Origin of the sequence: Burkholderia catarinensis (genome assembly GCF_001883705.2) — a bacterium.
Taxonomy (GTDB): domain Bacteria; phylum Pseudomonadota; class Gammaproteobacteria; order Burkholderiales; family Burkholderiaceae; genus Burkholderia; species Burkholderia catarinensis.
On record NZ_MDEQ02000028.1, the window covers coordinates 1 to 11,718 of the forward strand.

Genomic DNA, 11,718 nt, shown 5'->3' on the forward strand with positions numbered 1-11,718 from the left:
GTGGATCTGCTGGCAGCGCGCCCCGCATTGTTCGCAGTACATCACCTTGCTGACCGGCTTCAGATACAGCGACAGCGTGTGGCTTTCTCCTTCCGGCCATTCCACCCGCTCTAACCGATAGCCGGTCCAGCAACCCAGCGCTTGAAGTGCCTTGCGATCGAGCAATTCTTCCTCCTGACCTCCTAAAGTCAGGCGTCAGATTACGCAATCGCCCTCAAACCCTCCACGGTTTCCTGCGAAGAACCAAAAAAAACGGGATGTGCGCGCATTGTCCCGAAGACGCCTATATTTGATAATTGGCTTGGCATTTGAACCATTTTCAAAAATTTCTGGAAAATCGCATGGACCGACTGGGCGATATCCGGTTGTTCGTCGAGGCGGCGGAACTGGGCAGCCTGTCCGCTGCCGGGCGCAAGCTGAACCTCACGCCGGCCGCCGCGAGCGCGCGCCTCGCGAAACTCGAGGCGGCGGTCACGACCCGGCTGTTCGACCGTTCGACCCGGCAGTTGCGGCTCACCGACGAGGGCCGCCTGTACCTGAACGGGTGCCGGCAGGCGTTGCAGGCGCTCGACGACGCAAACGCGCTGCTGCAGGCCGGCCGCAACGTCGTCGGCGGCCGCGTGCGGCTGTCGGCAACGTCCGATTTTGGCCGCCGCCGGCTGCTCGACTGGCTCGACGAATTCACCGCGCGCTACCCGGACGTGACGTTCTCGCTGACGGCGTCCGACTCGACGGTGAACCTGTGGCAGGACGAGATCGATCTCGCGATCCGCTTCGCCGCGCCGCCCGACGGCGCACTGATCGCACGCCGGCTCGCCGCCGACCGGCGCGTGCCGTGCGCGGCGCCGTCGTTCGTCGAACGCCACGGCACGCCGCGCGATCCGCACGATCTGGCCCGCTTTCCGTGCAACGTGATCACGGTGGCATCCGGGCCGATGAACACGTGGCGCTTCACGCGCGGCGACGACACGCAGACCTGCACGGTGCCGCTCGCCACTGCGTTCGAGACCAACGACGGCGGCCTCGCCCGCGAGTGGGCGCTGCGCGGCAACGGCATCGTGCTGAACTCGATCTGGGATGTCGCCGACGACATACGCGCCGGGCGGCTCAAGGTCCTGCTGCCCGACTGGCGGCACCAGGGCGCGCCGCTGCACGCGATCTACCCCGGCAAGCGCTACATGGCGCCGCGCGTGCGCGTGCTGCTCGACTTCCTCGTCGAACGCTTCGCGCGCGAGGAAGCCGCGCTCGACGACCTGCTGAACGCGTGCCGCTGACGGCCGGCGCGCCGCCGCCAAGGGGTCGGGACCTGACAGGCGGCGGCGCGCGGCCGCAACCCGCCACCGGTCCGGGGCGGCGTGAAAAGCTATAATGGAAAGCTTTCCCGACGGCTCTTCATGCTTGGCGCGCGCAATCTGCGCGCAGCGCACGGCCGTCCCGATTCACCCTTGACGACGCCCCCAGGTCAACCACTGCGAACGGCGAATCCCCATGACCAAGAAAGTTTACGTAAAGACCTTCGGCTGCCAGATGAACGAGTACGACTCGGACAAGATGGTGGACGTGCTGAATGCGGCCGAGGGCCTCGAAAAGACCGATACGCCGGAAGACGCGGACATCATCCTGTTCAACACGTGCTCGGTCCGTGAAAAGGCGCAGGAGAAGGTGTTCTCCGATCTCGGCCGCGTGCGCGAGCTGAAGGAAGCGAAGCCCGGCCTGCTGATCGGCGTCGGCGGCTGCGTCGCGAGCCAGGAAGGCGCGTCGATCGTGTCGCGCGCCCCCTACGTCGACCTCGTGTTCGGCCCGCAAACGCTGCACCGCCTGCCGCAGATGATCGACGCGCGCCGCGCGAGCGGCCGCGCGCAGGTCGACATCACGTTCCCCGAGATCGAGAAGTTCGACCACCTGCCGCCCGCGCGCGTCGAGGGGCCGAGCGCGTTCGTGTCGATCATGGAAGGCTGCTCGAAGTACTGCAGCTACTGCGTGGTGCCGTACACGCGCGGCGACGAAGTATCGCGCCCGCTCGACGACGTGCTGACCGAAGTGGCCGGCCTCGCCGACCAGGGCGTGCGCGAAGTCACGCTGCTCGGCCAGAACGTGAATGCATACCGCGGCGCGCTGACGGCCGGCTCGTCCGACATCGCCGATTTCGCGACGCTGATCGAATACGTCGCCGACATCCCCGGCATCGAGCGGATCCGCTACACGACGTCGCACCCGAAGGAATTCACACAACGCCTGATCGACACCTACGCGAAGGTGCCGAAGCTCGTGAGCCACCTGCACCTGCCCGTCCAGCACGGCTCCGACCGCATCCTGATGGCGATGAAGCGCGGCTACACGGTGCTCGAATACAAGTCGGTGATCCGCAAGCTGCGCGCGATCCGCCCCGACCTGTCGCTGTCGACCGACATGATCGTCGGCTTCCCCGGCGAGACCGAGGACGATTTCGACAAGATGATGGCGCTCGTGCACGACATGAGCTACGACACGAGCTTCTCGTTCATCTACAGCCCGCGCCCCGGCACGCCGGCCGCGAACCTGCACGACGACACGCCGCGTGAAGTGAAGCTCAAACGCCTGCAACATCTGCAGGCGACCATCGAGGAAAACGTCGCGCGCATCAGCCGGTCGATGGTCGGGAAGGTCGAGCGGATCCTCGTCGAGGGCCCGTCGCGCAAAGACCCGAACGAACTCGCGGGCCGCACCGAGAACAACCGGGTCGTGAATTTCCCGGCGCCGCTCGCGTCGCACCCGCGCCTGATCGGCCAGATGATCGACGTGAAGATCAACCATGCGTACCCGCACTCGCTGCGCGGCGAGCTCCTGCTCGTCAGCGACGACGCGAGCGCGGCCACCCACTGACTGACGTTCCACAGGAGCCCGACGCTACTTTGAAGACCGTCCAAGCACTGGAATTCACCGCACCGCGCGACGACAACGCGCGCCTCGCCAACCTCTGCGGCCCGCTCGACGAGAACCTGCGGCAGATCGAACAGGCGCTCGACGTCACGCTCGCGCGGCGCGGCCACCGGATCACGATCCGCGGGCGCGGCGCCAAGCTCGCGCACGCCGCGCTCGAAAACTTCTACAACCGCGCGCGCGATCCGCTGTCGGTCGACGACATCCAGCTTGCGCTGGTCGAAGTGCGCCACACGGCCGGCAACGGCCGCCAGGACACGCTCGACGTGCGCTTTCGCGGCGACCCCGACCATCCGTTCGACGAACCCGTCGTGCAAATCGACGACGAAGCGCCGGGCGAAGAGCCCGGGCCGAAGCTGTATACGCGGCGCGCCGACCTGCGCGGCCGCACGCCCGCGCAGCGCGAATACCTGAAGCAGATCCTGTCGCACGACGTGACGTTCGGCGTCGGGCCGGCCGGCACCGGCAAGACTTACCTCGCGGTCGCGTGCGCGGTCGACGCGCTCGAGCGCGACCAGGTCAAGCGGATCGTGCTGACGCGCCCGGCCGTCGAGGCCGGCGAACGGCTCGGCTTCCTGCCGGGCGATCTCGCGCAGAAGGTCGATCCGTACCTGCGTCCGCTGTACGACGCGCTGTACGACCTGCTCGGCTTCGACAAGACCGCGAAGATGTTCGAGCGCCAGATGATCGAGATCGCGCCGCTCGCGTACATGCGCGGCCGCACGCTGAATCACGCATTCATCATCCTCGACGAGGCGCAGAACACGACGCCCGAGCAGATGAAGATGTTCCTCACGCGGATCGGCTTCGGCTCGAAGGCGGTCGTGACCGGCGACACGAGCCAGGTCGACCTGCCGCGCGGCCACAAGAGCGGCCTCGTCGAGGCGCAGCAGGTGCTCGGCGGCGTGCGCGGCATCGCGCTCACGCGTTTCACGAGCGTGGACGTCGTGCGCCATCCGCTCGTCGCGCGCATCGTCGAGGCATACGACGAATTCCACGCGCAGCACCAGGACGGCTGACCGGCGGCGCCCGTGCGCTGCCCCGGCCCGGCCCGCCAGACGGCGCGCCGGGCTTTTTTTCGCCCGCGCGAATTCGGGTGCGATCGGCCGTTTGGTGTATCCTCAACGCGTCCCAATCGCCGCACGCGTCATGAAATCCTCCCGTTCCCGCAAGTCCGGGCGCGCCCAGTCCGCCGCGCCCGAATCTCCCCGCCTTTCGCTGTTCGATGCGAAGGGCAAGGCCCGGACCGTCAGCGCGCAAGGGCTGCGGATCGACTTCCCGGACGGTCGCAGCCTGATGTTCGACCTGTCGGGCAGCTCGGGCGACGCGGCCGTCGCGATCGTCGCGCAGCACAACGATCCGGCGATGCGCGCGAAGCTCGCGCTGCAGCCCGAGCACTACGACAGCGTGACGCTGCACGTGGGCGCCGAACTCGCGCCGCGCGAAGACGAAATCGAAGACGAGCTGCGCGCGCCGGAACTCGACCTGTCCGTGCAGTACGGCGACGAGATCACGAGCGACGTGCGCAAGACGTGCCCCAAGCGCAAGCTGATCGCCGAATGGATCGAGCCGGCGCTGTTCGCCAGCGCGCAGCTCACCGTGCGCTTCGTCGGCGAAAACGAAGGCCGCACGCTGAACGCCGGCTACCGCCACAAGGACTATCCGACCAACGTGCTGACCTTCGCATACGACACGGCGCCCGACGGCACCGTGATCGGCGACCTCGTGCTGTGCTGCCCGGTCGTCGAGAAGGAAGCGCACGACCAGGGCAAGCCGCTCACGGCCCACTACGCGCACCTGCTGGTGCACGGCGCGCTGCACGCGCAGGGCTACGACCACGAGACGAGCGACGAGGACGCGGCCGAAATGGAAGCGCTCGAAGTCGACATCCTCGCGAAGCTGGGCTTCCCGAACCCGTACCAGTAAGCCGGCCGCACGATGCGCAACGCCGCGATGCTCCCGCCCGCCTATCCGCCGTCGATCGGCGACGGGCGCTTGCTGACGGAAGACGAGCTCGCGGCATCGCTCGCGCACACGATGCGCGACTGGGACGGCCGGCAGGATCTCTGGCTGTTCGGTTATGGCTCGCTGATCTGGAACCCGGGGCTGCCGACCGTCGCCGCCGTGCGCGGCAAGGTGCACGGCTACCATCGCGGGCTCTACCTGTGGTCGCGCGTGAACCGCGGCACGCCCGAACGCCCGGGCCTCGTGCTCGCGCTCGATCGCGGCGGCTCGTGCTCGGGCATCGCGTTCCGGCTCGCGGGCCCGACCGCGCAGCCGCACCTCGAGACGCTGTGGAAGCGCGAAATGCCGATGGGTTCGTACCGGCCCGCGTGGCTGCCGTGCTCGCTCGAGAACGGCGAACGCGTGAACGCGCTCGCGTTCGTGATGCGCCGCGACGTACCGACCTATACGGGCAAGCTGTCCGACCCCGTCGTGAAGGCAGTGTTCGGCTGCGCGGCCGGCCGCTACGGCACGACGCTCGACTACGTGAGCCGCACGGTCGACGCGCTGCGCGCGAGCGGCATCCCCGATCGCGCGCTGGAAGGGCTGCTCGCGCGATGCCGGTGACGCGACACGACGCCCGGCTTGGCCGCCATGCGATGCCGCCCCGCCCGCGCATTCGAATCAGGACACTACCGATGAAACCGTCACACTGGTCGCATTGCAAGGTCGCCGCGCTGATCGTCGCCGCGAGCGTCGCGCTGTCCGGCTGCGGGATATTGGGCTGCGGCGGCGCCGCGACCAACGGCGCGGCCGCCGGCGGCTGCTCGACCGGCATGCGGTTCTGAACCGCGGCCCGGCGGCGCCCGCGTGCGGCAGAATGTCGCCGCCACGGGCGGCGTCGGCCGGACGCCTTCCCGCTTCGCGCCTGCCCGCCCTTCCCGGTTCCGTTTTTTGCCGCCGCTGCCCCACCGCCCTTTTTCTGGGATAGGATGGACCCGAGGACGGTGTCGCGCCCCGGCGCGGCCGTCCGCGAGCGAGGCCCGCGCGAGCTGCCCGCCCTGGCCGTGCGGCCGGGGTGACACGGCCGCGTCGTGCCCTTGGTGTATCCTTGCCTACTCCGTGACAGCGCGCCCCGGCACGACCCGGGCGCACCACCATGAACGATTCGTATCCCAGTCGTAAGCCAACCGACAAACCGCAAGAAAAGCGCTCGCTGCTCGAGCGCCTGACCGACTTCATCTCGCCCGAGCCCGAATCCCGCGGCGAGCTGCTGGAAATCCTCCAGGACGCCCACGAACGCAACCTGATCGACGCCGATTCGCTGTCGATGATCGAAGGCGTGTTCCAGGTATCCGACCTGTGCGCGCGTGACATCATGGTGCCGCGCGCGCAGATGGACGCGATCAACATCGCCGACAAGCCCGAGGATTTCATCCCGTTCGTCCTCGAAAAGGCGCACTCGCGCTACCCCGTGTACGAGGAAAACCGCGACAACGTGATCGGCGTGCTGCTCGCGAAGGATCTGCTGCGCTTCTACGCCGAAGAAGAGTTCGACGTGCGCGGGATGCTGCGCCCGGCCGTGTTCATTCCCGAATCGAAGCGCCTGAACGTGCTGCTGCACGACTTCCGCGTGAACCGCAACCACCTCGCGATCGTCGTCGACGAGTACGGCGGCGTCGCGGGCCTGATCACGATCGAGGACGTGCTCGAACAGATCGTCGGCGACATCGAGGACGAATACGACTTCGACGAAGAAGCCGGCAACATCATCTCGGGGCCGGACGGCCGCTACCGCGTGCGCGCGCTCACCGAGATCGAACAGTTCAACGAGACATTCGGCACCGATTTCCCCGACGACGAAGTCGACACGATCGGCGGCCTGATCACCCATCATTTCGGACGGGTTCCGCACCGCGGCGAAAAGCTGCAGCTCGGCAACCTCGTATTCGAAATCCAGCGCGGCGATGCGCGCCAGGTTCATGTGCTGCTGGTGCGCCGCAACCCGCTCGCCAGCCGTCGCGCCGAAACCTCGCACGAGGACTGACCGTCCCGCGCCAGCCGCGTCTCCTTCAACCGCTCGCCCACTTCCGCTTCACATGGACGATCCGATCCCGTCCCGCCCGGCTGGCGGCCTTCTCGCGCCGGCGCCCGGCCGCGCGCTGCCGCGCTGGCACTATCCGGCCGCGCTGCTCGCCGGCGCAGCCAATACGCTCAGCTTCGCACCGACGCCGCACGGCGGCTGGCTGCAACTCGTCGTATTCGTCTGGTTTTTCGCGCAACTGACGCGCACGTCGAGCTGGCGCGGCGCCGCGCTCACGGGCGGCGCGTTCGGCTTCGGCAACTTCATCAGCGGCGTCTGGTGGCTCTACATCAGCATGCACGTGTACGGCGAGATGGCCGCGCCGCTCGCGGGCGGCGCACTCGTGCTGTTCTCGCTGTACCTGTCGCTGTACCCGGCGTTCTCCGCCGGGCTGTGGTCGTTCTGCGCGGGCCACGCGTGGCATCGCCGCGAGCCCGACCCGCGGCCGTTCTCGCCGACCTGGCACGGCGCGTTCGCATTCGCGAGCGCGTGGGCCCTCGGCGAATGGCTGCGCGGCACCGTGTTCACCGGCTTTCCTTGGCTCGCGAGCGGCTACCCGCAGGTCGACGGCCCGTTCGCGGGCTTCGCGCCGGTCGCCGGCGTGTACGGGATCGCGTGGGTGCTCGCGCTGTTCGCCGCGCTGGTCGTGCAGTCGCTTGCCGCCGCGCGCCCGTCGCCCGCACGTGAAAGCGCGGCCGGCGGCAGTGCGCGCATCCGCGTCGCCGCGCCGGCCGGCATCGCCGTCGCGCTCGTCGCGGCCGGCCTCGGGCTGTCGCAGGTCACGTGGACCGTGCCCGCGAACACGCCGCTCACCGTGCGGCTGCTGCAGGGCAACGTGAAGCAGGACATCAAGTTCGAGGAAGCGGGCATCGACGCGGCGATCAAGATGTACACGCAGATGATCATCGAGAAGCCCGCCGACCTGATCGTCACGCCCGAGACCGCGATCGCGGTGATGATCCAGGAGCTGCCCGAGCCGTTCGCCGTCGCGATCCGCAAGTTCAGCGACACGACGGGCTCGGCCGTGCTGTTCGGCGCGGTCGGCGCATCGGTGACCGAGGACGGCCGCTACGTCGACTATACGAACAGCCTGTACGGCGTGACGCCGAACTCGCGCGACATCTATCACTACGACAAGCATCACCTCGTGCCCTTCGGCGAATTCATCCCGTGGGGCTTCCGGTGGTTCGTCAACCTGATGAAGATGCCGCTCGGCGACTTCGCGCGCGGCGCGCCCGTGCAGAAGCCGTTCCTGGTCCACAACCAGCCCGTGATGGCCGACATCTGCTACGAGGACTTGTTCGGCGAGGAAATCGCCGCGACGATCCGCGACAACCCGCAGCCGCCGGGCGTGCTCGTCAACGTGACGAACCTCGCGTGGTTCGGCGACACGATCGCGCTCGACCAGCACCTGCAGATCGCACGGATGCGTTCGCTCGAGACGGGCCGGCCGATGCTGCGCTCGACCAACACGGGGATGACGGCCGCGATCGATGCGCGCGGCCGCGTGCTCGGCCAGTTGAAGCCGTTCACGATCGGCTCGCTCGACGTGCGGATCGAAGGCACGAGCGGCTTCACGCCGTACGTGACGAGCGGCAACAACATCGTGCTCGCGGTGTCGTTCGTGCTGCTCGCGTTCGGCTTCACGTTCGGGCCCGGGCTGCGCCGGCGCAACGGCCGGAACAACGGCGGCGATAAGCCGGCATGACGCAACCGGCGGCCGCTGCGCACTGCGTGGAGGCCGCCGCCGCACGCGGCGGTGCGTGAGCGCGAACCGGCCGGCCGCTCAGGCCTGCCGGGCCGATCGAGCCTACCGTGCGGCCAGGCTCCGCAGGTCGCGGCTCACGTCCTCCATCACCGGTTCCCACGCGCCGAACGTTCGTTGCCGGTACAGCGTGGCGGTCGGATACCACGGGCTGTCGGTGCGTTCGAGCAGCCACGGCCAGTGCGGATTCACGTCGAGCAGCACCCACGTGCGCGCACCCAGCGCGCCCGACAGGTGCGCGACCGACGTGCACACCGTGATCACCAGATCCAGCGCGCCGATGAACGCGGCCGTATCGTCGAAACTCTTCAGTTCGGCCGTGAAGTCTTCGATCGCAAAACCGGCCGCGCGCGCCGCGGCGACATCCGCGTCCGCGCCCGGCTGCAGCGAATGAAACGCGACGCCGTCGATCCCGCGAAACGCATCGGCATAGCGCTCGAGCCCGACGCGCCGGAACGGATTGCGCTGGTGTCCCGCGCTGCCCGTCCACACGAGCCCGACCTTCAGCCGGCCGTCGCCGGCGAGCCGCGCGCGCCACGCGTCGCGCGCGTGCGAATCGGCCCGCAGGTACGGCACCGACGACGCGAGCGTCGACGTCTCCATCCCGAGCATCAGCGGCAGGCCGATCAACGGCACTTCGTAGTCGAAGGCGGGCAACACGTCGATGCCGCCGCCCGCGCTGAACGCGTCCGCGTGTGCGCCGAGGCTGCGTTCCATCAGCGCGCCCACCTGCGGAAACGTGTTCCACGCGAGCCGGCCGCCCTCCCGGTGCACGCGCTCGGCGAGCGGTGCGACGAAGCGGGCGAACTGCAGCACGTCGCCGAGCCCCTGCTCGCCCCACACGAGCAGCGTCTTGCCCGCGAGCGGCTCGCCCTGCCAGCGCAGGCCCGGCAACGCCGGCCGGCGGCCGCGCAGTTCGCCGGCGCCGTCCCAGCGCGCCTCGTGGCCGCGCCAGCCGGCCGCGAAGTTGCCGCGCACGAGCCGGATGATCGCGAGGTTGAAACGGAACGACGCGTCGTCGGGCGCCAGATCGCACGCGCGCGCCGCGTAACGCTCCGCGTCGTCCCAGCGCTGCGCCTCCTTCATCGCCATCGCGATGTTGTTCATCGCGAGCGCATTGTCGGGCGCGATCTCCGCGAGCCGCGCCGCGCACGCGAGCGCACCGTCGAGGTCCTGCGTCGCAAGCCGCGCGACGACCAGGTTGATCCACGCCTGCACGTCGAGCGGATCGGCCGCCACGGCCCCTTCGAGCAGCGCGATTTCCTCGCGGCGGTCGCCGCCCGACAGCCGCAGCGCGATCGCGAGGTTGTTGCGCAGCGACGGCCAGCCCGGATCGAGCGCATGGGCGGCGCGGTACGGCGCGATCGCGTCGGCGTGACGGCCGAGCATCTGCAGCGCATAGCCGTGATTGAAGCGGGCACCGGCATCGGGATACACGCGCGCCGCGCATTCGGCCAGCGCGAGCGCGTCGGCCGTGCGCTGCCGCGCGACGAGCGCCGCGGTGAGCTGCGCGAGCGCGGCCATGTCGACGGCATGCAGATGGCCGGCGGCGCTCAGCCAGAGCGCGTGCGCATCGCGCTCGCCGCGCGAGCGCGCGTCGGCGGCCTGCCCGAGCAGCGCAAGCAGCGGCGGCATCAGCGGAATGAGGAAGTCGTGCGTATCGTCCATGCGGTCCGGGCTCGGCAATCGGTGGCGCGGCAGGCGTCGCGCGCACCGCAATACGCGCATCTTAACGCCCGCGGAACGCGGTGCGGCAAGCGCATCGCGACGCCGCACGCGTGAGCCCACCGCACGCATCGGCCACCCGCGCACAGGCAGCGTGCGAGCCACGGGAACGCCGCCGACGGCCCCTTCATCCGTGTTCCGGCCGCATCCGGTCGCCGATCCGGTAAAATTACGCGTTTCAGCACACTAACAAGCCGCGCCGCCGCGCGAGCCGACCCTCCGGCCCCTGCCCGGAGCGCCGCCCGCAACGGAGCGCCAGCGCCACGAAGGCTCTTCATGCTTACGTTTCAGCAAATCATCCTGACGCTGCAGTCCTACTGGGACAAGCAGGGTTGCGCTCTGCTCCAGCCCATCGACATGGAAGTCGGCGCGGGCACGTCGCACGTCCACACGTTCCTGCGCGCGGTCGGCCCCGAGCCGTGGCGCGCCGCCTACGTGCAGCCGTCGCGCCGCCCGAAGGACGGCCGCTACGGCCAGAACCCGAACCGCCTGCAGCACTATTACCAGTACCAGGTCGTGCTCAAGCCGGCACCGGAGAACATCCTCGACCTGTACCTCGGCTCGCTCGAGGCGCTCGGCTTCGACCTCCAGCAGAACGACGTGCGCTTCGTCGAGGACGACTGGGAAAACCCGACGCTCGGCGCGTGGGGCCTCGGCTGGGAAGTGTGGCTGAACGGGATGGAAGTCACGCAGTTCACGTATTTCCAGGAGGTCGGCGGCCTCGAATGCAAGCCGGTGCTCGGCGAGATCACGTACGGCCTCGAGCGCCTCGCGATGTACCTGCAGAAGGTCGAGAACGTGTACGACCTCGTGTGGACGGAGTGGGAAGAGCAGGGCCCGAACGGCCCCGAGCTCCGCCGCCTGTCGTACGGCGATGTCTACCACCAGAACGAGGTCGAGCAGTCGACCTACAACTTCGAGCATGCGAACGTCGACCTGCTGTTCACGTTCTTCAACAGCTACGAAGCGGAAGCGAAGAAGATGATCGACGCGCAGCTCGCGCTGCCCGCATACGAACTCGTGCTGAAGGCCGGCCACACGTTCAACCTGCTCGACGCGCGCGGCGCGATCTCGGTCACCGAACGCGCGGCGTACATCGGCCGCATCCGCGCGCTGTCGCGTCTCGTCGCGCAGGCTTACTACGACTCGCGCGAGAAGCTCGGCTTCCCGATGCTCGGCAACCCGCCGGGCGTGCCGGGCCTCACCACCGATGCCCAGGACGCCGCACAGCCGGCATGGGCGCCGCCGCTCAAGGTCGAACGCAAGATCGATCAGGACTGAC

General features: G+C 68.8%; 10 protein-coding genes and 1 pseudogene. 9 read left to right on the forward strand and 2 right to left on the reverse strand.

Features of this window, described 5'->3' with window-relative positions:
* A pseudogene (locus BFF94_RS31150) lies at nt 1-165 on the reverse strand (ISL3 family transposase); the annotation flags it as partial.
* Nucleotides 166-341: 176 nt separating this feature from the next.
* On the opposite strand from BFF94_RS31150, the gene BFF94_RS31155 reads away from it, so the two are divergent.
* The 8 genes from BFF94_RS31155 (at nt 342) to lnt (ending at nt 8,654) form a co-directional block, all read left to right on the forward strand.
* Nucleotides 342-1,274, forward strand: coding sequence for a LysR family transcriptional regulator (locus BFF94_RS31155; RefSeq protein ID WP_128844826.1), 933 nt, complete (start codon nt 342-344; stop codon nt 1,272-1,274).
* Between the two features lie 214 nt (nt 1,275-1,488).
* Complete coding sequence (miaB, locus tag BFF94_RS31160; RefSeq protein WP_128844824.1) at nt 1,489-2,862, forward strand: tRNA (N6-isopentenyl adenosine(37)-C2)-methylthiotransferase MiaB; 1,374 nt, start codon at nt 1,489-1,491, stop codon at nt 2,860-2,862.
* A gap of 29 nt (nt 2,863-2,891) precedes the next feature.
* Nucleotides 2,892-3,938 carry a PhoH family protein gene (locus BFF94_RS31165; protein WP_128844822.1) on the forward strand — a complete coding sequence of 349 codons (1,047 nt, stop codon included), beginning with the start codon at nt 2,892-2,894 and terminating at the stop codon, nt 3,936-3,938.
* A 130-nt stretch (nt 3,939-4,068) separates the two neighbouring features.
* On the forward strand, nt 4,069-4,845 hold the full coding sequence (gene ybeY, locus BFF94_RS31170) for an rRNA maturation RNase YbeY (RefSeq protein ID WP_128844820.1): 777 nt from the start codon (nt 4,069-4,071) through the stop codon (nt 4,843-4,845).
* Nucleotides 4,846-4,857: 12 nt separating this feature from the next.
* The gene (locus BFF94_RS31175) at nt 4,858-5,490 is read left to right on the forward strand and encodes a gamma-glutamylcyclotransferase (RefSeq protein WP_128844818.1); all 633 of its coding nucleotides are present in this window, start codon (nt 4,858-4,860) and stop codon (nt 5,488-5,490) included.
* Between the two features lie 71 nt (nt 5,491-5,561).
* Nucleotides 5,562-5,711 carry a hypothetical protein gene (locus BFF94_RS31180; RefSeq protein ID WP_219140199.1) on the forward strand — a complete coding sequence of 50 codons (150 nt, stop codon included), beginning with the start codon at nt 5,562-5,564 and terminating at the stop codon, nt 5,709-5,711.
* Nucleotides 5,712-6,022: 311 nt separating this feature from the next.
* Nucleotides 6,023-6,910 (forward strand): CorC family transporter, encoded by an 888-nt coding sequence (locus tag BFF94_RS31185; RefSeq protein ID WP_021160150.1) that lies wholly within the window; start codon nt 6,023-6,025, stop codon nt 6,908-6,910.
* Between the two features lie 52 nt (nt 6,911-6,962).
* Nucleotides 6,963-8,654 (forward strand): apolipoprotein N-acyltransferase, encoded by a 1,692-nt coding sequence (gene lnt, locus BFF94_RS31190; RefSeq protein ID WP_219140200.1) that lies wholly within the window; start codon nt 6,963-6,965, stop codon nt 8,652-8,654.
* A gap of 102 nt (nt 8,655-8,756) precedes the next feature.
* Here the strand turns inward: lnt and BFF94_RS31195 are convergent, their stop codons facing one another.
* Entirely contained in the window at nt 8,757-10,379 is a 1,623-nt protein-coding gene (locus tag BFF94_RS31195; protein ID WP_219140201.1) for a tetratricopeptide repeat protein, read from the reverse strand.
* Nucleotides 10,380-10,712: 333 nt separating this feature from the next.
* On the opposite strand from BFF94_RS31195, the gene glyQ reads away from it, so the two are divergent.
* Nucleotides 10,713-11,717: a glycine--tRNA ligase subunit alpha gene (gene glyQ / locus BFF94_RS31200; RefSeq protein ID WP_128844280.1), complete on the forward strand. Its 1,005-nt coding sequence runs from the start codon at nt 10,713-10,715 to the stop codon at nt 11,715-11,717.
* Nucleotide 11,718: the final 1 nt, after the last annotated feature.